This is a genomic window from Allobacillus sp. SKP2-8, assembly GCF_007559355.1.
Classification (GTDB): Bacteria; Bacillota; Bacilli; order Bacillales; family Alkalibacillaceae; genus Allobacillus; species Allobacillus halotolerans.
This window is the reverse complement of sequence record NZ_VMHF01000012.1, coordinates 36,368-61,678: the sequence shown is the minus strand read 5'-3', so window position 1 is coordinate 61,678 and position 25,311 is coordinate 36,368. Positions and strand designations below refer to the sequence as shown.

26 protein-coding genes, 1 other RNA gene and 1 pseudogene are annotated in these 25,311 nt (G+C 40.4%); 23 read left to right on the top strand and 5 right to left on the bottom strand.

What is annotated here, in order from left to right:
* Positions 1–736, bottom strand: a pseudogene (locus tag FPQ10_RS09825) (RNA-guided endonuclease TnpB family protein); the annotation flags it as partial.
* Between the two features lie 168 nt (positions 737–904).
* Positions 905–1,174 carry a lipoprotein gene (locus FPQ10_RS09820; protein ID WP_144163338.1) on the bottom strand — a complete coding sequence of 90 codons (270 nt, stop codon included), beginning with the start codon at positions 1,172–1,174 and terminating at the stop codon, positions 905–907.
* A gap of 618 nt (positions 1,175–1,792) precedes the next feature.
* Here FPQ10_RS09820 and FPQ10_RS09810 point away from each other — a divergent pair.
* The 3 genes from FPQ10_RS09810 (at position 1,793) to FPQ10_RS09800 (ending at position 4,532) form a co-directional block, all read left to right on the top strand.
* Positions 1,793–3,079: a purine/pyrimidine permease gene (locus FPQ10_RS09810; protein WP_144163336.1), complete on the top strand. Its 1,287-nt coding sequence runs from the start codon at positions 1,793–1,795 to the stop codon at positions 3,077–3,079.
* Positions 3,080–3,163: 84 nt separating this feature from the next.
* Positions 3,164–3,685: a type 1 glutamine amidotransferase domain-containing protein gene (locus tag FPQ10_RS09805; RefSeq protein ID WP_144163335.1), complete on the top strand. Its 522-nt coding sequence runs from the start codon at positions 3,164–3,166 to the stop codon at positions 3,683–3,685.
* A gap of 82 nt (positions 3,686–3,767) precedes the next feature.
* A complete protein-coding gene (locus FPQ10_RS09800) occupies positions 3,768–4,532 on the top strand; it encodes a DUF3891 family protein (protein ID WP_144163334.1) in 765 nt (254 codons plus the stop codon).
* A 71-nt stretch (positions 4,533–4,603) separates the two neighbouring features.
* Here the strand turns inward: FPQ10_RS09800 and FPQ10_RS09795 are convergent, their stop codons facing one another.
* Positions 4,604–5,887: a glycoside hydrolase family 18 protein gene (locus FPQ10_RS09795; protein WP_144163333.1), complete on the bottom strand. Its 1,284-nt coding sequence runs from the start codon at positions 5,885–5,887 to the stop codon at positions 4,604–4,606.
* A 105-nt stretch (positions 5,888–5,992) separates the two neighbouring features.
* On the opposite strand from FPQ10_RS09795, the gene tadA reads away from it, so the two are divergent.
* From tadA to recR, 6 genes are all read left to right on the top strand, one after another.
* On the top strand, positions 5,993–6,463 hold the full coding sequence (gene tadA, locus FPQ10_RS09790; protein WP_144163332.1) for a tRNA adenosine(34) deaminase TadA: 471 nt from the start codon (positions 5,993–5,995) through the stop codon (positions 6,461–6,463).
* A gap of 82 nt (positions 6,464–6,545) precedes the next feature.
* Positions 6,546–6,812, top strand: an RNA gene (gene ffs / locus FPQ10_RS09785) — signal recognition particle sRNA large type.
* A 61-nt stretch (positions 6,813–6,873) separates the two neighbouring features.
* Positions 6,874–7,650: an aspartate dehydrogenase gene (nadX, locus tag FPQ10_RS09780; RefSeq protein ID WP_144163331.1), complete on the top strand. Its 777-nt coding sequence runs from the start codon at positions 6,874–6,876 to the stop codon at positions 7,648–7,650.
* Positions 7,651–7,857: 207 nt separating this feature from the next.
* Complete coding sequence (dnaX, locus tag FPQ10_RS09775; RefSeq protein WP_144163330.1) at positions 7,858–9,555, top strand: DNA polymerase III subunit gamma/tau; 1,698 nt, start codon at positions 7,858–7,860, stop codon at positions 9,553–9,555.
* A 12-nt stretch (positions 9,556–9,567) separates the two neighbouring features.
* A complete protein-coding gene (locus FPQ10_RS09770; protein WP_144163329.1) occupies positions 9,568–9,885 on the top strand; it encodes a YbaB/EbfC family nucleoid-associated protein in 318 nt (105 codons plus the stop codon).
* Between the two features lie 12 nt (positions 9,886–9,897).
* Complete coding sequence (gene recR / locus FPQ10_RS09765; RefSeq protein ID WP_144163328.1) at positions 9,898–10,494, top strand: recombination mediator RecR; 597 nt, start codon at positions 9,898–9,900, stop codon at positions 10,492–10,494.
* 675 nt (positions 10,495–11,169) lie between these two features.
* Here the strand turns inward: recR and FPQ10_RS09760 are convergent.
* Positions 11,170–11,721 carry a hypothetical protein gene (locus FPQ10_RS09760; protein ID WP_144163327.1) on the bottom strand — a complete coding sequence of 184 codons (552 nt, stop codon included), beginning with the start codon at positions 11,719–11,721 and terminating at the stop codon, positions 11,170–11,172.
* A gap of 226 nt (positions 11,722–11,947) precedes the next feature.
* Between FPQ10_RS09760 and FPQ10_RS09755 the strand changes: the two genes are divergently transcribed.
* From FPQ10_RS09755 to rsmI, 11 genes are all read left to right on the top strand, one after another.
* The gene (locus FPQ10_RS09755) at positions 11,948–12,214 is read left to right on the top strand and encodes a pro-sigmaK processing inhibitor BofA family protein (RefSeq protein ID WP_144163326.1); all 267 of its coding nucleotides are present in this window, start codon (positions 11,948–11,950) and stop codon (positions 12,212–12,214) included.
* Positions 12,215–12,300: 86 nt separating this feature from the next.
* Positions 12,301–12,480 (top strand): sigma factor G inhibitor Gin, encoded by a 180-nt coding sequence (locus FPQ10_RS09750; protein ID WP_186278636.1) that lies wholly within the window; start codon positions 12,301–12,303, stop codon positions 12,478–12,480.
* Between the two features lie 332 nt (positions 12,481–12,812).
* Positions 12,813–14,249: an aminotransferase class I/II-fold pyridoxal phosphate-dependent enzyme gene (locus tag FPQ10_RS09745; protein ID WP_186278635.1), complete on the top strand. Its 1,437-nt coding sequence runs from the start codon at positions 12,813–12,815 to the stop codon at positions 14,247–14,249.
* Between the two features lie 14 nt (positions 14,250–14,263).
* Positions 14,264–14,896 carry a dTMP kinase gene (gene tmk, locus FPQ10_RS09740; RefSeq protein ID WP_144163323.1) on the top strand — a complete coding sequence of 211 codons (633 nt, stop codon included), beginning with the start codon at positions 14,264–14,266 and terminating at the stop codon, positions 14,894–14,896.
* A 71-nt stretch (positions 14,897–14,967) separates the two neighbouring features.
* Complete coding sequence (locus FPQ10_RS09735; RefSeq protein ID WP_144163322.1) at positions 14,968–15,297, top strand: cyclic-di-AMP receptor; 330 nt, start codon at positions 14,968–14,970, stop codon at positions 15,295–15,297.
* A 29-nt stretch (positions 15,298–15,326) separates the two neighbouring features.
* Positions 15,327–15,767: a YaaR family protein gene (locus FPQ10_RS09730; protein WP_144163321.1), complete on the top strand. Its 441-nt coding sequence runs from the start codon at positions 15,327–15,329 to the stop codon at positions 15,765–15,767.
* 30 nt (positions 15,768–15,797) lie between these two features.
* On the top strand, positions 15,798–16,784 hold the full coding sequence (gene holB, locus FPQ10_RS09725) for a DNA polymerase III subunit delta' (protein WP_311379178.1): 987 nt from the start codon (positions 15,798–15,800) through the stop codon (positions 16,782–16,784).
* Positions 16,785–16,791: 7 nt separating this feature from the next.
* On the top strand, positions 16,792–17,622 hold the full coding sequence (locus tag FPQ10_RS09720; RefSeq protein ID WP_144163319.1) for a PSP1 domain-containing protein: 831 nt from the start codon (positions 16,792–16,794) through the stop codon (positions 17,620–17,622).
* 25 nt (positions 17,623–17,647) lie between these two features.
* Entirely contained in the window at positions 17,648–17,974 is a 327-nt protein-coding gene (locus tag FPQ10_RS09715; protein ID WP_246569185.1) for an initiation-control protein YabA, read from the top strand.
* A gap of 347 nt (positions 17,975–18,321) precedes the next feature.
* Positions 18,322–19,113 carry a tRNA1(Val) (adenine(37)-N6)-methyltransferase gene (locus tag FPQ10_RS09710; protein ID WP_144163340.1) on the top strand — a complete coding sequence of 264 codons (792 nt, stop codon included), beginning with the start codon at positions 18,322–18,324 and terminating at the stop codon, positions 19,111–19,113.
* Positions 19,082–19,963, top strand: coding sequence for a 16S rRNA (cytidine(1402)-2'-O)-methyltransferase (gene rsmI / locus FPQ10_RS09705; protein ID WP_144163317.1), 882 nt, complete (start codon positions 19,082–19,084; stop codon positions 19,961–19,963). The genes FPQ10_RS09710 and rsmI overlap by 32 nt, the downstream gene beginning before the upstream one ends.
* 115 nt (positions 19,964–20,078) lie before the next feature.
* Here rsmI and FPQ10_RS09700 read toward each other — a convergent pair whose 3' ends face one another.
* On the bottom strand, positions 20,079–20,360 hold the full coding sequence (locus FPQ10_RS09700) for a transition state genes transcriptional regulator AbrB (protein ID WP_144163316.1): 282 nt from the start codon (positions 20,358–20,360) through the stop codon (positions 20,079–20,081).
* A gap of 293 nt (positions 20,361–20,653) precedes the next feature.
* Between FPQ10_RS09700 and metG the strand changes: the two genes are divergently transcribed.
* The 3 genes from metG (at position 20,654) to FPQ10_RS13450 (ending at position 24,981) form a co-directional block, all read left to right on the top strand.
* Entirely contained in the window at positions 20,654–22,618 is a 1,965-nt protein-coding gene (metG, locus tag FPQ10_RS09695) for a methionine--tRNA ligase (RefSeq protein ID WP_144163315.1), read from the top strand.
* A gap of 30 nt (positions 22,619–22,648) precedes the next feature.
* Positions 22,649–23,416 carry a TatD family hydrolase gene (locus tag FPQ10_RS09690; RefSeq protein ID WP_144163314.1) on the top strand — a complete coding sequence of 256 codons (768 nt, stop codon included), beginning with the start codon at positions 22,649–22,651 and terminating at the stop codon, positions 23,414–23,416.
* A gap of 320 nt (positions 23,417–23,736) precedes the next feature.
* Complete coding sequence (locus FPQ10_RS13450; protein ID WP_186278634.1) at positions 23,737–24,981, top strand: G5 and 3D domain-containing protein; 1,245 nt, start codon at positions 23,737–23,739, stop codon at positions 24,979–24,981.
* The last annotated feature ends 330 nt before the right edge of the window (positions 24,982–25,311 follow it).

Genomic DNA, 25,311 nt, shown 5'->3' with positions numbered 1-25,311 from the left:
TTGGCGTTTTGGATTTTCTCATGGACACGTGCAACTTTTATCCGTTGCTTATGCCAATTCGAACTTCCTTTTTGACGTCTGGATAGAATTCGTTGTTCTTTGGCTAATTTCTTTTCTAGAGTTCTAAAATACTTGTGGTTTTTGTATATCGTACCATCAGAAAGGACGGCAAAATCTTTGATTCCGATATCAACGCCAATGGATGACTTGGTTTTTTGTAATTTTTTACGGTTGTTTCAACCCCAATCGAAACAAAATATTTGCCGGAAGCATTGCGTCTGATCGTCACATTCAGAATCCGTCCTTCAACCTCACGGCTTTTCGCAAACGTAACGAGGCCTAGCTTCGGTAATTTGATTTTGTTATCCAAAATGGCGATATTTCCGTTTGTATATTTTGTTGTATAGGATTGGATCTTGTTCTTTTTCGATTTATAACGTGGGGCCTGATTCTGTTTCTTGAAGAATCGCGTGTAGGAGTCGGCGAGATGTTTCAGAGAAGATTGCATGGCTATACTATCGACTTCTTTTAACCAAACCAATTCCTTTTTTAGTTGTGTTAATTGCTTGGAACAGCTATTGTATGTCAATCTTTTACCTGTATTTTGGTAAGATTTTTCCCACTCACTTAGAAAGTGATTAAAGACAAAACGGCTACATCCAAGCGTTTTTGCAATGAGGATTTCTTGTTGTTTATTGGGATAGATTCGAAATCGATAGGCTTTGTTTACCAGCAAGATTACTTCACTCCTAACAAGGAAACGTATGTTCTAATTATACACCACCAGCTTGTGTTTTGGGAAGTAATAACCTCATTTTCGGACAAGGAAGATGACTATTGTCATCTTTTGTCCGAAGGCGATTCATCTCCACCCTGGCTTCGCCTGAGGATGGAGTCTTCTCGCCTAAATCGATAAATATATATCATCTCGAAAATCAATATTACTCTTATCATTAAATCCTGTTCCCAGCTGTTCTTCAATGCTCTTCTCTGTACTATATGGCGTAAAAAGAAATGCTTTATCCCAGTCTACGTTAGTAAGTGATTGAATCTTGATCTCACTTTTACTCTCATCTTTCACAATCGAGTTAATGGTATCCTCCAAATCGGCATTACGCTGATTACATCCCACCAACACAAGTAACAAAACAATCAATACAGTGATCTTTTTCAAGTAAATTCAATCTCCCTTTCAATCATTTGAACGAACCATCTAGTCCAAACAACTGCGCTCGGTTTATAGAGAGTGTTCATTCCTCGGACCCCTGTTGGTTATTTAGGAGCCTTTCCACGTTCTTTTCTAATTCTTCAATTCTCGATTCTCGTTCTATAAAAATAGTTATAATTATGGCCAGAAAGAAGGCAAATATAGTTGCTGTAATGTATATATGTTCCAAGAAAAAACCAAGAAAAAATAAGAGAATCCAACTAATAATAAGGCAAGAACCGAATGTACCAATAAAGTCTTTCAAATTATCCCCCCTAAACTCAACAAGCGGACCCGTTTGCTGAAGATAAATGAACTCAACAATGTTCAAGTTCAATTAACTTTAGAGTAACATAATTAATTGAATTTTAAGAAAGAATATTAACTCCTTATTGTTTAATTGAAGCAATTATTAACAGCAAGATTTAACAGATCTTATTTTTTAAAAGGAAACCCAATCATTATCTACTCCTGTCCGGCATAAAAAAACCAATTTTTACACGAAAAACCGTTGGATTCTGTCGAATAAAAGGAGTATGCTAATGAATAGAAACAAACGAAGTATGCAGTCAGGAGGAAGTTGTTTTGTTTTCGATTATTCAATGGTTTGTGTTTTTATTAGCGAATGCCGTTGCGATTCCTATCGTGATTGGTCCTTTATTCGATATGAGTTCAATAGAAGTCATGCAATTAATGCAACGGACATTCTTCATCATGGGTGTTGCTTGTTTTCTGCAAGGATGGATTGGTCATAAAATGCCGATCGTTGATGGTCCTGCAGGTATTTGGGTCAGTACATTTGCAGTTTTTGCAGGGACGATTTCAACTGCAACTGGCTCGGCTGAAAATTCATTACGATTACTCGAAATGGCCATGATTTTAACGGGCATTTTTTTAATGCTATTTGGTCTGTTCAAGATTTCCGGAAAAATTATCTCCATTTTCACCCCTCTTGTGACAGGTGTCTTTTTAACTTTATTGACTGTTCAACTGGGTGGCACGTTTCTGCAAGGAATGACGGGTGTTGCTGAATATGCTGTTATTCAAATTGATGCAACAATTGTTAGCTTTATCACATTTATTCTAGTGTTGGTATTGTCGTTGTTTTCACACGGGTGGAAGAAGAGTTATGCTGTTTTGATCGGAATTGTAGTTGGATGGGTCGTATATGAACTTTTTATTGGGACAAGCTCCGAACGGCCGAATGGTCTGCAGACGATCTCGGCACCTGAATGGTTTGCTTGGGGAACACCGATTTGGGATTGGAGTCTCATACCAATCGCGCTCTTGACGGCTGTCATTTTACTTTCAAATATTGTTGCAGCTCTTTCTGCCGTTACAGATGTAAGAGAAGAAAAAGCGAGAGTTTCTTATGGGGATATGAACCGGTCTAGCTTTACATTAGGAGTAAACCATGGGATATCAGGAATTTTCTCAGGTATTGCCGTCATTACTTTGGCCTCTTCAGCAGGGTTTTTAAAATTAACCGGTGAAAAAAGAATTCGACCATTCTTGATTGCTTCGGCTGTACTAATATTAGCTTCCTTTTTTCCGAGCATGATTTATTACCTAGCACAAATTCCAGCTCCAATTGCGAATGCGGCCTTACTAGCTACTTTTGTTGAGTTGATGGGCTTAGGAATTAAAAACTTATTTTCAAATCGATTGGATGACCGAAATACGACAATTATTACGGTTTCCTTATTAATCGGCTCAGGATTAATGTTCTTCCCAGCGGATAGTTTTTCAGGATTGTCTGATATGGTGCGACAAGTCGTCAGCAACGGGTTATTAGTCGGAACTGCTATCGCTGTTATTTTAGAGTTAATTTGGAAAAGACCTGAACAGCCAGCCGAAATTAACGAAGCATAATCATCCGTGATGTTTGAGTAGATGCTCATGTGGGAAACTTGTTATTGTAGGCATAATCCTATATTTCAGAGGAGGATGTTTTAAATGAGTAAAAAAATCGCATGTGTAATCACTGATTTATTCGAGGACATTGAATATACAGAGCCTGTAAATGCATTTAAGGACGCAGGCCATGAAGTGGTAACGATTGAAAAAGAAAAAGGGAAAGTCGTACAAGGAAAACAAGGTGAAGCTGAAGTAGAAATCGATGCTTCCATTGATGATGTGAAACCGGAAGACTTTGATGCATTGTTTATTCCAGGTGGATTTTCACCTGACCAATTACGTGCAGATGATCGATTTGTTGAATTCGTCAAACCATTTATGGCGGATAAAGATAAACCAGTTTTAGCTATTTGCCACGGACCACAATTATTAATCACAGCGAAGACGTTAGAAGGTCGTATGGCAACAGGGTATAAATCCATCGCACAAGATATGATTTATGCTGGTGCTAATTTCAAAGATGAAGAAGTCGTCGTTTGTCATAACGATCTTGTTACAAGCCGTAATCCAAACGATATTCCGGCATTCAACCGTGAATCGTTGAAGGTATTAAATGGCTAATCATGAGTATCTTAAGTAGAGGTGTCCCATACGTGGGGCATCTTTATTTATACATACTCTTTTAAATAATGGGGTGAATTGAGTGATTGTAACGAAAACAGACCAGTTTTTTCGGTTGTTTACACAGCATGACCATGCAAAGGCAAGTGGAGAAATTGCAAAACATTGGCCGAGTGAATTATTTTTATCGGAACATTTACGAGAAGAAGTAGAATTTGCCATTGAACAACATGACCGGGCTTGGATTCCTTTGGATGATCAGCCGACATGGAACAAAGATAAACAAGAACCACATTCCTTTATGAATTACCCAAAAGAAGTGAAAGTTGAGCATTACCAAAAGGGTGTGGAAGAAGTACGAAACGAGTCGAAATATGCTGGCTTACTTTGCAGTCATCATTACTTATCGTTTTTTGATCATTCATCAAATGACCCAACCATCCAGCGCTATATTTCCCAGGAAATAAAGAAAAATGAACGAATTAAAGAGGAACTTGGTGAACAATTTAATGAGCAAGCATTTGATTTTCACTTTCGTTTATTGCAGTTTTGTGACGATTTATCGTTATACTTCTGCCTGAATGAACCAGGAATCGACAAAGAGAATGAGACGGAAATGTTTAAACGTGGTTTTCGTCAACAATTCGAAGGTATAAAGGAAAAAATGGTGGCATATTGGGAGCAACCCGACTTCATTTTATTGAAAAGCGGACCATTTGCAGAAACATTTTCATTAGAAATTCCTTATAAGAAAATCTCAAAAGCTGAGATTGACCAACACGGATTGAAACAAGCGTATGAATTGGCAGAAACAAAGGTTAGGAAAGCGAAAATCGAACCTGACTGAGAAAATCTTGATCGGTAAACATAAAAACACCCAGACTTTTATTCCGTCTGGATGTTTTGACTGTTTGTTTATTAAACATTTTTAACGATAGCAAACTGATCTTGAAGCAACAGCCAATTTTGCGGGAATGCCAATCCGAGCTTCCAATAACCAATGCCACGGAGGTTCAGTTCTCTGATTAAATCAAATTTTGCTTGAATCGAACGAGCATCTTCGAACCAAACTACGTGTTCATTTCCTTCTGCGTCCCAATAATTGAAAAACGGTGCCTGAGCCTCTTCATCGTATTGAATGGCCTGATTCATCGAACGAGCTAGCTGGACAGCTTGATTTGGACTAAGTGCGCGGGCATATTCACCGCCAGGTTCATAGGGAAGCGTCCAATCATAACCATAGAGATTTTGCCCAAGTAAAATTTTCTCGGCAGGCATTTCGGTAAGAGCATATTCAACAACTGCACGAACGGGACCGATTGGACTGACAGCCATCGGCGGGCCACCACTGTATCCCCATTCGTAAGTCATTAACACGACCATATCAGCGATCTCGCCATGAGCTTTGTAATCGTGCGCCTCATACAATTGTCCAGGCTGGTCCGCCCTGTTTTTCGGTGCTAATGCCGTGGATAGTAATAAATGATTGGCATGTAACCGTTTTTTAGCTCGACGTAGAAAATCATTATAACTTTCCTTTAGTTCTGCAGGAAGGAATTCGAAGTCAAAATGAACATCACGATAATTCATGTCAGTAGCTATTTGGATGATTTCATCTAACAGCGTTGTTTGGACCGTATTATCGGTTAAGATCAGTCGTCCTAACTCCTCACTAAAAGCTCCTTCCTCCAAATTTGATATAACCATCATTAAAGATGCCCCGTTTGCTTCGGCAATAGCAGGAAAATCATCAATTGGTGGGGGATTCAATGTACCATCACGATTGATCCGATAAGAAAACAGTGCCAAGTAAGTCAGGTACGGAGACTTTGAGCGCGCTGACTGTTGCAACTTTTCACTGACTACACCGCCGAATGGCTCGATGTAAGCATTGGAAACAATCGGTCGCTCAGCAGGTTTGGGAACTGCCAGTACCTGCCCGATTTGAAGTGGCGCCTCCAAACTTAAGTCATTATAGGCAGCGAGTGTTTGGTAGGTTGTATTTAATTTTTGTGCGATCAGATATAAACTTTCACCTGGTTGAACAGTATAAAAATCAATTGGAATCACTAATGCTTGCCCGACCACTAAGTCTTCTGGTTGGTCCAATTCATTCGCTTGAACAATCAAATCAACAGAGGTTTGATAACGTTGAGAAAGTAAATAGACGGAGTCACCTCGAGAAACAGTATGGATGATCAATCACGTACACTCCCTTTTGCACAGTATATGTTATATTTATGTGTACGAATAAAAGTTATGACTTGGAGATTCAGCCATCCGAGCTGAAAAAAGGAGTTGGCCGCGATGGATATTTATTGGATGGAAAAAGCAATCGAACAAGCGAAAAAAGCTGAAGCAATCAATGAAGTACCGATCGGGGCAGTGATTGTTCATGACGGAGAGGTAATCGGAAGGGGATATAATCGCCGGGAGACCGACCAACATAGTCAGGCGCATGCTGAAATGATGGCGATCTTGGAAGCCAATCAAACGATTGGGAGTTGGCGGTTGGAAAATAGCACGCTCTATGTAACGCTTGAGCCTTGCCCAATGTGTGCTGGAGCGATTGTTCAATCGAGAATCCCACGAGTCGTCTATGGAGCAGCAGATCCGAAAGCAGGTTGTGCAGGCACATTGCTGAACTTATTGGATGAAAAACGTTTTAACCATCAGTCGGAAGTCGTGCCAGGCGTGCTGCAAGAACAATGTGCGGAACTGTTGAAAACATTTTTTAAAAACTTAAGAAATCGAAAAAAGAAGAATGCGGATAAGTAAGTTTTTCCGATTGCATTTTTCCCCAAATCGCTATATACTAGGTAGTGCACTTCAATTAGGAGTGCACGATATTTAAAACTTGCCGTGCTAGGTGGGGAGGTAGCGGTGCCCTGTAACCCACAATCCGCTATAGTGGGGCTGAATTCCCGTTCGAGGCCAGGTCATTGTATGGCCTGCCGCAAGGGAGCAGTGTTGACGCTTGGGTCCTGCGCAATAGAAACTCGCGAACCCTGTCAGGTCCGGAAGGAAGCAGCAGTAAGCGAACCCTTCTATGTGACGCAGGATCGCCTGGGCCGAGCTGCAAACTTGCGTAACGCATATGATGGCCTGGTCGACAACGGGTGCACGGTGTTACATACAAAATCAATGCTTGCCTTCATAGGTGAGCTTTTTTTATAGGGTGAATAAAAATGAGAGTCGGTTTAATCGGTGCAGGAACAATTGGTACGTATTTACTTGATGAGCTTTCCAGAAAAAATGATCAAGATATACGAATTACCAGTGTTTTCGTCCGTAATTTAGAAAAATATCAACATTTAGAAGAGCGGTATGGTGTGCAATTGTACACATCTGTCGATGAATTTTTAGATTCATCCATCGACGTTGTTGTGGAAGCTGCAAATGTTCAAGCAGCTAGAGAAGTGCTTCCAGACATTGTGAGCGAGAAAGAAACCGTATTAATCAGTATTGGTGCACTAGCGGAAGAGAACTTCTTTAATAAAATAACAGAGATTATCAATGAAAAGAATCATCGAGTTCACTTACCATCTGGAGCCATCGGTGGTTTAGACCTCATTGAAAATGTTACTGAAGCGGGAATCATCGATACTGTATCTCTAGTCACAAGAAAACCAGCCCACACATTGTTGAGCGAACCGACCGATGAAACGAAGACGGTGTTTGAAGGGAACGCGGCGGAAGCAATTGAACAATATCCTAAAAATATCAATGTATCCATCGCATTGGCACTGGCTGGAGTCGGCTTACAACAAACAAGAGTGACTCTATTAGCTGATCCAAATTTGGATAAAAACATCCATTCCATCCAAGTAAGTGGTAATTTTGGTACAGCTTCGTTTGAAATTAGCAATAATCCATTTCCATCAAACAAAAATACAAGTTACCTAGCTGCTGTAAGCGTCCTTGGTACATTAAAGAAAATGACCAAAAGAATTAATATTGGTTAAAGCTTGAAAATATTCAATAGAAAACAGTGAACGAAAAATATGTTCATAGAAAAGGAGCGTCCAGGCGGAATCCAAACCGGATGCTCTTTTTTTGGCTTATTATTGAAGAGAATGCCGTATGATTAAGAAAGTAGACGATATTAAAATCCTATCCGATTGACGTAAAATCGGTTATAATAAAGAGAGAATTTTAAAGGAGAAAAGCTCATGGCATATCAAGCGCTCTATCGCGTATGGCGACCAACAGATTTTCGTGATGTCGTCGGACAAGAGCATATTACCCGCACCCTGCAAAATGCATTATTGCAGAACAAAGTTGCGCACGCCTATTTGTTTACGGGACCTCGTGGAACCGGTAAAACAAGTGCTGCAAAAATCTTCTCGAAGGCGATCAACTGTGAACGTTCACCGGTTGAGGAACCTTGTGGAGAATGTTCAGCTTGTCAGGGAATCCAGGACGGGACGGTCTCCGATATTATTGAGATTGATGCTGCATCGAATAATGGTGTGGATGATATCCGGGAAATCCGTGACAAAGTGAAGTATGCACCGACGTCCGTTAAATACAAAGTGTATATTATTGATGAGGTACATATGCTTTCACAAGGTGCGTTCAATGCGTTGTTAAAAACATTGGAAGAACCTCCAGAGCATGTGATATTCATTTTGGCGACGACGGAACCGCATAAAATTCCGCTTACGATTATTTCACGTTGTCAGCGATTTGATTTCAAGCGGATTTCACAACAAGCCATTACGGACCGATTGAAGTATATTTTAGATGAAGAAGACGTTCAGTATGAAGAAAATGCGATGATTCACATCAGTTTAACTGCTGAGGGTGGTATGCGTGACGCACTGAGTTTACTCGACCAAGCGATCGCTTACAGTGATGACTCGATGATTTCAATGGATGATGTACTTGCTGTGACAGGGTCGATTGCCCAAGAACATCTTTTTACGTTAACAAATGCCTTGTTGGAGCATAATGCTAAAGAGACCTTGCAACTCTTGGACCGTCAATTGCAATCCGGTAAGGACCCAGGCCGTTTCGTTTTTGACTTTATCCATTATCTTCGAGATGTGCTGATGTTTAAAAGCTCTCGGGGACAAGCTGAAGTACTCGTCCGAGCCATTCCAAACGAGGAATTCAAAGAGCAGACGGAAAAAGTATCTCGACATTGGCTTGAAACAGCGATTGGAATTTTGAATAAAACGCAGCAAGATATGCGCTGGACAAACAGCCCACAAGTTTTGCTTGAAGTTGCCCTATTGGACCTACAAGAAATTGACCTTCATACGACAGAAGATCAACCAGCGACGCCTGCAGAAGATACAGCTGTTCTCCAAAGACAGGTTGCACAGCTTGAGAAAGCATTGAATCAATTGAAAGAGCAAGGGGTTCAGGTGAAACAAGAGTCTTCTCCTGTGAAGGAAACGAAGCGGAGGACTAATCGGGGATCTGGTTATAAAATACCATATGAAAAAATCCGACGAACATTATCCGAAGCGACGAAGGAAGATATTCAAAATGTGAAACAAAATTGGGCGAACTTTATGGACCAACTGAAGCGGAACAGTCCGCCAGCTCACGCAAAATTGGTCGATAGCAAGCCACGAGCCGCTTCAGGAGAATCCTTGATTATTTCTTTCCGTTATGAAATCCATTGTTCATTAGTCATGGAAAATCAAACTATGATAGAATCACAATTGAGTGAGTATACTGGAAAGCAATTAACGATTATTCCAGTTCCTGAAAGTGAATGGACAACAATTCGAGAAGATTTTTTAAACCAACAGCAAGCGGAAGAACCAGCTAAAAAGGAAGAAAGTGAAGAAGATCCTTTGGTCGCTGAAGCCCGAAAGCTTGTGGGTAACGAACTACTTGAAATAAAAGAATCTTAAGGAGGCATTTATATGCGTGGTGGAGGAAACATGAATAATATGATGAAACAAATGCAAAAAATGCAAAAGAAAATGATGGCGGCTCAAGATGAGCTTCATGAAATGACATTTGAAGCAACAGCTGGTGGTGGCATGGTGAAAGTCATCGCAAACGGCAAAAAAGAAATTACAGATGTTGAAATTAGCGAAGAAGTCGTTGATCCAGATGATGTAGAAATGCTACAAGACTTAATTCTCGCAGCAACGAACGACGTCATGAAGCAAGTGGAAGACACGACGAATGATAAGATGGGTCAATTTACCAAAGGTATGAATATACCGGGCTTCTAGGAGGCACGCTTCATGTATTATCCAGAACCAATATCAAAGCTCGTCGACAGTTTTACAAAACTGCCAGGCATTGGTCCGAAAACAGCCGTCCGCCTGGCTTTTTTCGTGTTATCGATGGAAGAAGATGATGTGTTGGAGTTTGGGAAAGCACTCGTCAATGCGAAACGTGAGTTAACTCATTGCAGTAACTGTGGGCATATAACCGATAAAGATCCATGTAATATTTGTACGGATCCAAATCGAGATAACACGCTTATTTGTGTCGTTCAAGATCCAAAAGATGTGATCGCCATGGAGAAGATGAAAGACTTCCAAGGAAGATATCATGTATTGAATGGTGCGATTTCACCAATGGATGGAATTGGACCTGAAGACATTAATGTCACATCGTTGATTGAACGGTTAAAAGATGAAGAAGTAGAAGAATTGATTTTAGCGACAAACCCGACGGTAGAAGGGGAAGCGACAGCGATGTATATTTCCCGGTTAGTGAGACCGTCTGGAATCCGGACAACCCGAATTGCCCATGGATTACCAGTCGGAGGAGACTTAGAATATGCCGACGAAGTAACATTGTCCAAAGCTTTGGAAGGTCGACGAGATTTATAATAATACTCAATAGATATGTAAGTAATCCGCATTGCTCCTTTTAGTTGGAGCGTGCGGATCTTTTGTTAGGTCTTCGCTAAGCAAGAAAGCAAGTTGAAAAGTCGGGTAGAAGGGTTCTATACCCCCGAGCGGACAAGAAAAGGCGCCGGAAAGTCTTATAGGAGTGTTCTATACCCTCGAGCGAGCAGGAAATGACGCCGGAAAGTCCTATAGGAGTGTTCTATACCCCTGAACGGACAAGAAACGACGCCGGAAAGTCTTATAGGAGTGCTCTATACCCCTGAACGGGCAGGAAATAGCGCCGGAAAGTCTTATAGGAGTTCTCTATACCCCCGAACGGACAGGAAATGACGCCGTAAAGTCCTATAGGAGTTCTCTATACCCCCGAGCGAGCAGGAAATAATGCCAGAAAGTCTTATAGGAGTGCTCTATACCCCTGAACGGGTAGGAAAAAACGCCGGAAAGTCTTATAGAAAACTCAATAGTCTATGCTGCTGCCATAATAAGATCAGGCCCTCATTATATTCAACCACGATCAGTTGCATCATATTACGTCTGTAATGATTTGGATTCGTCATATAATCATAGTTTTTTCGGCAACTGATTAATGTAATCGACATAACCAATTACAATGATATTAAATAGAATATAACTCAAATATCTCTTCTTCATTTTTTATCCCTTATTTTTATTGCCGTAGTGGTACCATTGTACGTCCTTAACTGCGTGGACAGGCATGTACTCTCTATCTAAAATCAGTAGATTATAGCTCGTATCTTCCCGTGTAAGATAATTCATCAAGCTTGCGGATAAATTCTTGTTCCATGTGGTGCGAATGCTCACTTGATATGAGCGTTTTTCGTTGGTTGGTATAGGACCTTTTATAGGATCTGATAGGTAAATCCCCGTATATTCGTGAAAAGCTTTTGGATATTCAATGACAAAGTAATAATCTTCATACTGAAGAAGTAAATCATAGAGGTTTTGAGACAGCGTGAAATCAAATTGAAAGGCCAATTCATTCTCTTGTACATCCATTGCTAACTGATTAATGGTGAAATTTGGAGGAATGAATTGTTTTTCTAATGAAATGTTTTCTTCATTAGTCGTCTCTTCATTTTGCTTTTTAACTACTTTTTGTGGTTGGTTAGACACTTCTTGATCTACACTTTGATTACATGCAACTAAAAAAATTAAACCAATTATTAAGAAGACATCTTTCCTCATATGTTCCTCCTTATCGCAGTTGCATGATTGATAGCAACTACCATTAGAATGTAACCATTGGTTTCCGCACAGTTGCTAAAATTTTCTATATTTACTATACCACAATCAATATATTTAAAAAATTACCAAATCAAATGAGCCCATAAAAGTGTGAAAATAACTTGTTCTACTTAAAATAGACACAACATAAAATGGCAATAGAGTAAGTGTAGAAAGGGGATGTCAGATGGATCCTATCGTCGTCATTTTAACGATCGTTGCATTGATTGTTCTTGTTCTATTTTTTGGTCCGCCGTTAAAGTTGATGCGTTTTGCTTCCAAAGGAGTCGTTCGGCTGATTATTGGAGCGTTGTTTATTTTCTTTGCCAATGTATTTGGTTCGATGTTCGGGCTTCATATACCCATTAACATTTTCACATCATTGTTCGTTGGATTTCTCGGTTTATTTGGTTTAGGCAGTTTAGCAGCCATTCACTTTTTAATCCTACCTTAAAGTTTCTATTAAAAATTTCATAGATTTGTGTATAAATGCTTCTCGTCCTGGACAAGCTAGTAGATAAAGAGGAGGGGAAGTTATTTATGAAAGAATCTATGAAAGTTTGCAAGGTTTGTGATCAACCGAAGCAAGAGGGGTTGCAGCTGTTCTTTGCGTTTATATGTACGGATTGTGAAAAAGAAATTATTCATACCTCACCTGAAGAAGAACGTTATGATTACTATGTCGACCGATTAAAAGCATGCTCCTACCAAAAACAGTAGGAGTCTTTTTTTTGTACTTTAGTGATAGATTTATGCGCCCTTTTATGAAAGATATGAGACTACTGTTGGCAAATATGAGCCCGTTCGAGAGGATTATGTGACCACTAAAAGGATATATGGACCCTAGCTTATGAATTATGTTACCAAACTAAAAATATATGGTCCTAAGATGGGAGTAGGTGGCACCGGCGTCCCAGGATATAGACCCGGGTGATCAATAAATGGTCCCAAGATTGAAGTATATGCTTCCGTAGTTCGTCTAAGCCGGTAGCTTTTCAATTCTGGATGCCTCTGCTATGCTCGATACAAACAACTGTAAAGAGGAAGCTAAAATGGACCAACGACAAACTCCTTTATTTAACCGATTAATCGAACATGTGGACACGAATACTGTCTCTTTTCATGTTCCGGGCCATAAAAATGGACGTGTTTTTCCTTCCCATAAAACAAATCCATTCCAAAAGATGATGCCGTTTGATTTGACGGAGCTATCGGGATTGGACGATTTGCACCAACCTGAGGGTGTGATTCAGGAAGCAGAAGAGTTGGCAGCAGATTATTTTCAAGTAGAACGGACGTTTTTTCTCGTGAATGGTACGACTTCGGGTAATCTAGCGATGATTTTAGCGGCTTGTTCGCCAGGGGATGAAATTCTCGTCCAGCGAAACAGTCATAAATCGATCATGCATGCGCTAGAATTAGCAGGGGCTCGACCGATTTTCGTTTCACCAGATTATGATGAACAAGTGGACCGTGTATCGAATATTTCACGTGAAACAATAAGAGAAGCTATTAACCGCTTTCCTTCCATTAAAGCGGTTGTTTTAACGTACCCGGATTATTTCGGTTCAACATATGATCTGGAAAGGATTGTTGAGCTTTGTCATGAAAAAAACCTCCCCGTTTTAGTCGATGAAGCGCATGGCGCACATTTTCGGTTAGGTCTCCCGTTTCCGAAATCGGCGATTGATTGTGGGGCTGATGTGGTTGTTCATTCTGCTCATAAAACGTTGCCGGCTTTAACGATGGGGTCCTACTTGCATGTTTGTAGCAGCAAACGGATTTCACCCAAACGGATTGCGTATTATTTACAGATGGTACAAACGAGCAGTCCGTCGTATGCTGTGATGGCATCGCTTGATTTGGCGAGGTCTTTTTTGGCGACACGAACGGAGAAGGATTTGAAAGAAACGTTTTCTCAGATCCGCGCAATTCGTGAAGAGCTTAGTTCGTTGCAAAACGTATCAATCCAACCGATTCGACCGGGGATTGATGATCCGCTGAAAACGACGTTGTATTCAAATGACTTCGATATGCGAGATTTGGATGGCCAACTACAAGCAAAAGGCATATATGCTGAGATGGTACAAAATAATCAATTATTGTTGATTCATGGCTTCTATGATGAACAATTTGATTATTCTCGTTTAAAACAGGCAGTAAAGTCGGTGAATACGCTCGAATTAAACAATTTTCATGGTAAAATAAAAAGTAGACATGTAAAAAAAGAGATTCAACGATTGGAATTGAGTTATCAAGAGCTCCATCATTTGGATGCGGAATGGGTTCCGTGGTCAAAAGCAGTCGGACGATTAGCTGCAGAAACGATTACACCTTATCCACCAGGAATACCATTGATTCTCCAAGGTGAACGGATTCATGACAAGGAACTTGAGGTGCTTCATTCCAAAGAAAAGCTATTCCAATCGATTCAATACGATGGACACGACCTAAAACGAGGAATGACGGTTTATCGAGAACAACTGTAGAGGAGTTTATGTGCGTGAGTGGATTATTTATTACATTTGAAGGCGTTGAGGGGGCAGGAAAAACGACTGCTCTTTCCTATATACATAACCAGTTGACTGAAGCGGGCTATCAAGTGATTCGAACGCGTGAGCCCGGAGGAATAGAAATTGCCGAGAAAATTCGCGATGTCATTTTAAATCCAGAGCATACAGCAATGGAAGCTCGGACCGAAGCATTACTGTATGCTGCAGCTCGAAGACAACATTTGGTCGAGCGCGTTCTGCCAGCCCTGGAGGAAGGAAAAATCGTTCTTTGCGATCGGTTTATCGATAGTAGTCTTGCGTATCAGGGCTATGCGAGAGGGCTTGGTATTGATGAAGTATATGAAATGAATCAATTTGCCATAGAAGATGCGATGCCTGATTTAACCGTTTTATTTCGAATTGATCCTGTCAAAGGATTAGAACGGATTGCCGCGAACAAGCATCGTGAACAGAACCGATTGGACTTGGAAAAAATTGATTTTCATCAAAAAGTTTTTGATGCTTATGAGCAATTGATCGATCGTTTTCCGAATCGCATTCAACCAATTGATGCCAGTCAACCGGTTGAAGCTGTTCAAAATGAATGCTTAAACCTGATAAAAAATCAATTAAATATACATTAAAAGTATTTACGAGTGATAAACTGGCTTAAAGCTTGTTATAATGATAGAAAAGGATCTAAAGGAGGTTAAGGATGAAACTAGTCCTTGCTGTAGTCCAAGACAAAGATGTGAATCGTTTACAAGAAGCTTTATCAGAGAAAGAGTTCAAGACGACGAAGTTAGCATCAAGTGGTGGCTTTTTGAAAGAAGGAAACACGACGTTAATGATCGGTTGTGAGGACGATCAAGTCGATGTGGCGCTTGAGATTATCCGGGATAATTGCAGTCAGCGTGAACAAATGGTTGCACCAATTTCGCCGATGGGTGGAAATGCAGATTCCTATATTCCACGACCTGTACAAGTGGAAGTTGGCGGAGCAACTGTCTTTGTATTACCTGTAGATGCGTTTCATAAATTTTAATTGCCTCATGTAAAGGTAGGTAAATCGTTATGAAGATCACTCAAGATCTCCAACCTAAAATCGATACGGCTCAAACTAAACGTGTGAATACTTCACAACCTTCGCAAGCTTTTTTATCGATGGTTGGACAAGAACGAGATAAACTACAAGGAGAGCAGCTGACAAAGTTTCTCAACCAAATTCAAGCACAAGGTGAGAAAATCGCGAAATTCCGTTCGTTTAAAGACTTAGCTAAATATAAACGAATGATTCATGAATTTATCGACGAAGCTGTCAAGCATGGGTTGACGTTGAAGCAGTCGAGAAGCTGGGACCTGGCGGGTGGAAATCGACAGCTTACATTAGTCGAACAAATCGATGAGAAGCTGATGAACTTAACCGACCAGCTTTTAGATCAAGAAAAAGACTCTCTCGATTTGTTGAAGGTAATCGGTGAGATTAAAGGATTGCTAGTAAACATATACGCTTAAAATTGATTTCAGATAGATAGGATGGGCATGATGAACTGGTCAGTACTAGGCGAAAAACAACCTGTCGCAACAAAAATGTTGCAAAACAGTATTCAAAAAAACCGAATAGCACATGCCTATTTGTTTCATGGGCCTAGAGGGACTGGCAAACGGGAGGCCAGTCTTTTATTTGCTATGCGCTATTTTTGTGAAAGACCGCAAGAAAATGAAGAGCCTTGCGGTGAGTGTGTGGCTTGCAAACGAATTCAATCGGGAAACCATCCGGATGTACATTGGATTAAGCCAGATGGCCAATCCATCAAAAAAGAACAAATTGAGTTTCTGCAAAAAGAATTTACCTATTCGAGTTTTGAGTCCGATTCAAAGATTTATATTGTTGAAAAAGCAGATAAAATGACCGTTAACGCAGCCAATCGGTTACTTAAATTTTTGGAAGAACCAAGCAGGCGAACGTTGGCCATTCTTTTGACAGAGCAGGTTGACGCGTTGCTGGATACGATTTTATCCCGCTGCCAACGCATTCATTTTTACCCACTCGCACAAGAAGCTTATTTGAAGCAGTTACGTGAGGAAGGACTCAGTGAAGCAAATGCACGATTGGCATCAGCGCTGCAGTTTGATTTAACTGAGGCGAAAGAACTGCAAAGCGATGAGTGGTTTGCGAATAGCCGAAAAATAGTGGTACAATTAATGGATAGGATTGTCCAATCAAATGAGGAATCCTACATATATTTCCATCAAACATGGATGCAACATTTCGATGGTCGGGTGCAGCATGAAAAAGGGCTTGATTTGTTGCTTGTATGGTTGAAGGATCTCGTTTATTTACACTTAGATGAAAAGGAACAACTCGTCTTCATTGACCAATTGGATCGACTGGAACAGCAACAAGCTCATTTGCCGCTACAGCGAATCAAAGCGGCGATTTATGAAGTGTTGCAAACGAAGAGAAGATTGGCGATGAATGTCCATCCAACATTGGCAATGGAGCAATTAATCCTCAAAATGGAGAGGTGAATATAGATTGATTGAAATTATTGGTGTCCGCTTCAAAAAAGCGGGTAAAATATATTACTTCGATCCAGGTGACTTGGCGATTACAACGGATCATCATGTAATCGTAGAAACCGTTCGCGGAATCGAATACGGTGACGTCGTCATTGCGAATAAGCGTGTCGACGAGGAAGATGTCGTTCTTCCACTAAAGAAGGTCATTCGGATTGCTGATGAGCACGACCATCAGACAGTGATGGAGAATCAACAGCAGACGGAGGAAGCTTTTGAACTGTGTGCTCGTAAAATTAATGAGCACGAGCTCGATATGAATTTGGTCGATGTGGAGTTCACCTTCGACCGGAACAAAATTATCTTTTACTTTACAGCAGATGGCCGTGTTGATTTCAGACACTTGGTTAAAGATTTGGCATCTGTATTCAAAACGCGAATCGAGCTACGACAAATTGGCGTGCGCGATGAAGCGAAAATGTTAGGTGGAATTGGACCTTGTGGCCGAATGCTTTGCTGTTCAACCTTTTTAGGGGACTTTGAGCCAGTTTCCATCAAAATGGCGAAAGACCAAAACCTTTCATTGAATCCGGCGAAAATTTCTGGATTATGCGGTCGACTAATGTGTTGCTTAAAATATGAGAATGATATGTACGAAGATGCAAAACGAGAACTTCCAGACATTGGAGAGCGATTAAACACTGCACAAGGTAAAGGGAAAGTAGTTGGACTCAATATGCTTGAACGGCTTGTCCAAGTTGAATTGACTGAATTGGAACGGGTTGTCGAATATACCATCGACGAACTGATTGAAGAGGGGGCCCTTTCAGTTCCAGCTGTTAAACAATGAGGTGGGTAACGTGAACAAAAAAGAAATGTTAGAGCATTTCTCTAGCTTTGAAAAAAAGTTTACCGATTTACAAGAGGATTTGGTGAAATTAAAAACCAATCTCGTGCAATTGGTTGAAGAGAATCACCAGTTGGCCCATGAAAACCACCATTTACGGCAACGTCTTGATGAGTTACGGAGTGACGGTGATTCCGAATCAGAAGAGGCAAATGGAGAAAACATACAAGCCGTAGGAGAAGGATATGACAATTTAGCACGGATCTATGAGGAAGGTTTTCACATCTGTCATGTCTATTTTGGTACGCCAAGAGGCGAAAAAGATTGTATATTCTGTTTGAAATTTTTTGAGTGAACCAGTGAAACATCCTTTGTTGTGAAAACGACGGAGGGTGTTTTTCTTCAATCAGAATCTCTTCGGAGCCGCTGATAAATCGGATGGACCCGTCGAATAAACATCCGAAGCCGTCGAAAAATCAGATGGAGCCGCTGAAAAATCACTCGAAGCCGTCGAAAAGCCACTCGGAGCCGTCGATAAACCAAATCAAGCCGTCGTATAATCAGCTCGAGCCGTTGAATCAGCCTTCTCTCCAATTAAAAAAGCAAAAGGGATGGCGTCCCGGCCGTAGTGGATTATGGAATGTAACAAATTTTGTAGCAATAAAACATGAAATCATAGCAACGAAGAAACGAGGAAAGTTTATGGTGGAACTTAAAGGTGATGAACGTATAGATTATTTGCTAGCTGACCAAGAACGTCGGATTATTCAAAGTCCGACTGTATTCTCATTTTCAATTGATGCCGTATTGCTGGCCAATTTCACTTATTTACCGATAAAGAAGGGAAAAATACTTGATTTGTGTACAGGTAATGCAGTCATCCCTTTATTTTTATCGAAAAGAAGCCAGGCGTCCATTTATGGATTGGAGATTCAAGAGCGGATTTTTGATATGGCTAAGCGGAATGTGGAAATGAATCATCTTGAAGAACAAATTCAGCCCGTCAAGGGTGATTTAAAAGAGCTTCCTCCAGAACTTGCCAATCAGCGGTTTGATGTTGTAACATGCAATCCACCTTATTTCCGTACGGATGATGGACAGAAAAAAATAAACGAAAATGAATTTCTCGCCTATGCAAGACATGAAATACTATGCAACTTAGACGATGTATTAAAAGCTTGCAGCTCCCTCGTCCGCTCGAAGGGAAAAGTTTCACTTGTTCACCGACCACAGCGTGTGGCAGATTTAATAACGATCGGCAAAAAGTACAATCTCGAGCCAAAACGACTACAGTTTGTTCATCCAAAAAAGGGTCGTGAAGCAAATATTGTGTTGATTGAGTATTCCAAGGATGGTAAACCGGATTTGGATGTCTTGCCACCGATTTATATTCATGATGAAGATGGTCATTATACAGGAGAGGTTGCAAAGATTTTATACGGTGAAGAGGGGAGCCGATTTCATGGTCGACGTCCAGAAGAGTTTTCAGAATGAAGCGGAAGCGAAGTTATATTTAGTGCCGACACCAATTGGCAATTTGGATGATATTACGTATCGGGCATTGTCAACGTTACAGAAAGTTTCTTATATTGCCTGTGAAGATACGCGCCAGACAAAGAAGCTATTGAATCATTTCGAGATTCACAAACCATTGATCAGCTACCATGAATATAGCAATCGTCAAAAAGAAGACGAGCTCATGTCAAAGTTGCGTGAAGGCCATTCGATTGCCCTTGTCAGTGATGCAGGAATGCCCGTTGTGTCAGATCCAGGTTTTGGACTGATCCAACGAGCGAGAGAAGAGCAAGTTGATGTCGTGAGCCTTCCGGGAGCCAACGCGGCGCTTGTCGCTTTGGTTGCTTCAGGCCTGCCCGCGAATACATTTACGTTTTATGGATTTCTGCCTAAAAAGAAAAAGGAAATTACTGAGATATTGGCTAGCCTTGATCAGATCAAGCAAACGGTGATTTTTTATGAGTCACCATATCGTATTAAACAAACGGTTGAAGTCATGGCGGAATGGTATCATCCAGAGCGTGAAATTGTTTTAGCGAGGGAGCTAACGAAAAAATTTGAAGAATATGTACGGGGTACAATTAATGACGTAAAAGAATTCATCGACGAAGGCAATGCAACGTTAAAAGGAGAGTTCGTTTTACTTGTTGGTCCTCGCGGAGAGGATTCTTCTGAGGATTTTTGGTGGAAAAGTTTAAGTTTGATTGAACATGTCGAGACTTATATCCAGAAGGGATCTTCTTCAAAGGATGCGATCAAGCAAACAGCAATCGATCGTTCCATCCCTAAACGAGAGGTGTACCAAGCATATCATGTAGGCAATTCGTAAAAACGACGGGCGAATTTTTGTATGGCAAGAAACACATGCACATAAGCTTATGAATTTCTTGGGAAAAATAAATAGACTGCAGCTAATCGCTACAGTCTATGATGTATTCATAGATTTATTTACTATCAAACTTTTTGTTAATCTCAGAGATCAATTGATCGGCGCCTTCACGACTTAATACAATAGAGCCGTCGCCAACAGTGATATTGTCATTGGAAACATCACCAGTGATTGCACATGCCATGTTTGGTTTGTATTTTTTCAAGATGATTTGATCGTCATCCACGTAAATCTCAAGCGCGTCTTTAATGTTTATGTCTAGAGTACGACGCAATTCAATTGGAATAACGACTCTACCAAGCTCGTCAACCTTTCTTACAATACCTGTTGATTTCATTGTTTTTCTCTCTCCTCTCGATCATAATATAAGATTCGCTATCTTATGACATTAATGTACCACTATTATTTTTAACAGTCAATTAAGTAAAGGAAAAATTGGCAGAAAATGTTTTGCGCAATCTTACCTGTTTCTGTGTGGAAATTAAACTATTAAATGGGTACAATAATATCTAGTTGATATTTTACCAAACAACTGTTAAATAGAGAACATTTTTTTGCAATTTAAAAAAATTTGTCATATTCATGTTAACATTTTATGAAAAAGCTATAGTAAAAACAGGAGGTTCCAGGATGCCAGAAGAAAAAAATACGTTTTATATAACAACACCTATTTATTATCCAAGTGGCAATTTGCATATTGGTCACGCATATACGACCGTTGCGGCTGATGCGATTGCTCGATACAAACGCCTTCGCGGTTATGAAGTCATGTTCTTGACAGGGACAGATGAACACGGACAAAAGATTCAACGAAAAGCAGAAGAAAAAGGTGTCGAACCGATCAAGTACGTCGATGAGATTGTATCCGGCATCCAAAAACTTTGGAGTCAATTGGACATTTCTCATGATGATTTCATTCGAACAACGGAGAAACGCCATAAAGAAATTGTCGAAAAAATATTCGATCAGCTGTATCAACAAGGAGATATTTATTTAGATCAATATGAAGGTTGGTATTGTACTCCTTGTGAATCTTTCTTTACGGAACGTCAACTGGATGATGGAAAATGCCCTGATTGTGGACGTCCGGTTGAGAAAGTGAAAGAAGAATCTTATTTCTTTAAGATGAGTAAATACGCCGATCGTTTGGTTGAATTTTACGAAGAAAACCCTGAATTTATCCAACCTGAAAGCCGAAAAAATGAAATGTTAAATAACTTCATTAAACCAGGTCTTGAAGACTTGGCGGTCTCCAGAACGACATTTGATTGGGGAGTTCGCGTGCCAGGAGATCCGAAACACGTTATTTACGTATGGATCGACGCGCTGTCCAACTATATTACGACATTGGGTTATGGAACGGATCATGATGAACGTTTTCAAAAATTCTGGCCAGCGGATGTTCATTTAGTTGGAAAAGAGATCGTTCGTTTTCATACCATTTATTGGCCAATCATGCTCATGGCATTGGATTTGCCACTCCCTAAAAAAGTTTTTGCTCATGGATGGCTTTTAATGAAAGACGGAAAAATGTCCAAGTCCAAAGGAAATGTTGTCGACCCAGTTGATTTGATCGATCGCTATGGCCTGGATGCATTACGTTATTACTTGCTTCGTGAAGTGCCTTTTGGTTCAGACGGCGTTTTCACACCGGAAGCTTTCGTAGAACGTACAAATTATGATCTGGCAAATGATCTTGGAAATCTATTGAACCGCACTGTTGCAATGATCAACAAATATTTCAATGGTGAGATTCAAACGATTCAGTTAAATGAAACAGAATATGACCGAGAGTTAATGAACGTGGCTTCGACGACAAGAGAACAAGTGGAAGAGGCTTTGGAAAATATGCAATTTTCGGTTGCATTGTCCACACTTTGGCAGTTTATCAGCCGTACGAATAAGTATATCGATGAAAATGAACCTTGGGTATTGGCAAAAGATGATGCGAAAAAAGAACGGCTTGGAAATGTCATGGCTCACTTAGTCGAGTCACTTAGACAAATCGCCATTATGCTTCAACCATTTTTGACTTCTACGCCACAAAAGATTTTCAGTCAACTAGGTTTGGAGAAAGAAGAGCAGCAAAAATGGGAAAGCTTGCATACAATTGATGGCATTCCTGCTGGCACAATTGTCCAAAAAGGAAAGCCGATCTTCCCACGTTTAGATAATGAAGTAGAAGTACAAGCGATCAAAGACATGATGGCACCCCCAGCACCGAAAAAAGAAGAAACGAAAGAAGAACCGAAAGAGCAGGAGATCGCTCCTGAGGTAACCATTGATGATTTTCTAAAACTTGATTTCCGTGTCGGTGAAGTCATCGAGGCAGAACAAGTGAAAAAAGCAGATAAATTACTCAAATTGCGCGTGGACCTCGGCTATGAAAAACGTCAGGTCGTTTCGGGAATTGCTGAACACTATAAACCAGATGAACTAGTTGGGAAAAAAGTGATTGTCGTTTCGAATTTAAAACCGGTCAAACTGCGCGGAGAGCTATCGCAAGGTATGATTTTAGCTGGAGAAGATGATGAAGGAATCCTCTCATTGGCTACGATCGATCAAACGTTACCAAATGGAACGCAAATTAACTAATTCGAACTGTTCAAATGAAAGGATGAGTCTGTGTTATTTGATACACATGTTCATTTAAATGCCGATCAATTTATGGAAGACCGTGATGAAGTCATCGAGCGAGCGAAAGAGGCAGGGGTGACTGAAATGGTTGTCGTCGGGTTCGACCGAAGAACCATACCATTAGCGATAGAAATCGCTGAAGCCTATCCGTTTATTTATGCAGCGGTCGGCTGGCATCCTGTTGATGCGATTGATATGACCGACGACGATTTAAAATGGATTGAAGAGCTTGCAGCACATGAAAAAGTCGTTGCTATTGGAGAGATGGGGCTCGATTATCATTGGGATAAATCGCCTGTAGATGTCCAAAAAGAAGTTTTCAGGAAACAAATTCGCCTTGCGAAAAAGCTGGCCATGCCAATCATTATCCATAATCGGGAAGCAACTGAAGATATTATCGAAATATTGAAGGATGAAAATGCACAAGAAATTGGCGGAATTATGCATTGTTTTAATGCCCCCGCTGAATATGCAACGGAATGTATCGATTTAAACTTCCATATTTCATTAGGTGGTCCAGTGACGTTTAAAAATGCAACCGATCCAAAAATCGCCGCCGAACAAGTACCACTTGATCGATTGTTGATTGAGACGGATTGTCCATTTTTGGCTCCACATCCGAACCGGGGTAAACGAAATGAACCTGCATACGTTTTATTAGTAGCAGAGAAAATCGCTGAAATTAAGCAAATGACCGTAGAAGAGATTGGTGAAGTGACACGGAATAATGCGAAGAAGTTATTTGGTATAGCTTAAGAATGGATTATTCAGAAGAAACGATCGCTAGTCAATGTTTGAAGCGCTAATTCAATGTTCTAAAACACACACCTAGGCATACAGTTTAAAATGAGCAATATTTAAACAATCGCCTAGGTGTGTTTTTTATCTAAAAGCTTAGTGTGAGGCTCATCGTTGATCGATTCTCTCTTATTTTTCAAGAGAAGAAAGATTTCAATTTGCAATTGATTCGCATCATCCAGTCAATGTTTCAGTATTGTAATGAATTTGTAATGTGGTTGTTCATTGACTTCCTTTTTGGGTATGCCTATAATCAATTGCGTATAGGAGGCTCGTTTATGAATGCTAAGAATTCAGCTCCAAAACGATTTGGCGTTAAAGGCATGGTCATTTTATCTTTAACAGTAGTTGCTATGGCCTCATTATTTTTTATTGTCTATGAATCTATGAAAAAAGAAGTCACTGTCGTGGCCGATGAAGAAGAGTTTCATACGAACACAATGGCTGAAACAGTTGAGGACGTATTGAATGAACTGGGTCTTGAAAAGGACGAACATGACTATCTTTCCGAGGATCTTACAAAAGAAGTGGAAGATGGCATGGAGATTGAACTAGACTATGCCAACGAAGTGGTCGTCACAGTTGATGATGAAACTGAAACTTATCATACGTTAGCAGATACGGCGGATGAGTTTTTAGAAGAAGAAAATATCAAGATCAGTGAACATGATCACCTTTCTTTTGAATTAGAAGAAGAGTTAAGTGACGGTCGTCATTTAGCGATATCGAAAGCTTTTGAAGTCGTCATTAATGATGACGGCGAGAAGAAAACCGTCATGACGACAGGTCAGACGATTCAATCACTTCTTGCAAAAGAGGGAATTAAGCTTTCAGACCATGATCAGCTCAACATGGAGCCGACTAAAAAACTTGACTCTGAAGAAACCATTACGATTACTCGAGTTGATAAAGAGAGAAAGACATATGATGAAATCATTCCGTTCAATACGGAAACGGAAAGCGATGATTCATTAGAAAAAGGAAAAACACGTATCGTACAACAAGGTAAAGAAGGAAAAAAGGTTCAAACCTTTGAAATCACGTATAAGAACGGCGAAGAAGTTTCCCGTGAGCTAGTGAAGGAAGAAATCACGGAAGAAAGTCAAAATCGAGTGGTTGCCCAAGGAACGAAGGAGCCACCGAAGCGAACTGTTGCGAAGAAATCATCCAATGTTCAACAAACATCCGCTAAGTCTGAGTCTAAGTCTAAAATTGAAACGAAAGATACAAAGCAAGAAACGGGCAAAACGATGGTTGTTCAGGCAACGGCCTATTCAACGAACAATCCGTCATTAGGAACACATACAGCAACAGGAATTGACTTACGTTCGAATCCTAAGGTTATCGCAGTTGACCCTAACGTCATCCCATTAGGTTCGAAAGTTTGGGTTGAAGGTTATGGGACGGCGATTGCTGGCGATACAGGTGGAGCGATTAACGGAAAGAAAATTGACATTCATTTTTCTTCTTATGAGAAAGCAAGATCATTCGGAAGAAAAACAGTCCGAATTAAAGTATATTAATAAAAAAACTCATGAAGTGGCTGGGACAAATCAAAGTTATAAACTCAGAAATACGAATAACAATCTAACTTAGCGTAGGAAATATACGGAGACTTCTGCGGTCAACTAAATACGGCCACGTCTTGTGGCCAACGTTGACACTAGCCCGTCCTGGGCGTCGGGAGCAAAAGCCTAGGTGAGACCCCGCAGTGCGAAGCACGAGGAGGCTCAACAGCTGCCCGCGATATAGAAGACACTGCGGTTTACCGCAGATGTCGCCTTATGCCCTTTGGGTAAAAGCGGAGTATATTTCCGAAGCGGATATTTCCGTATCACTAAATTAGAACATTC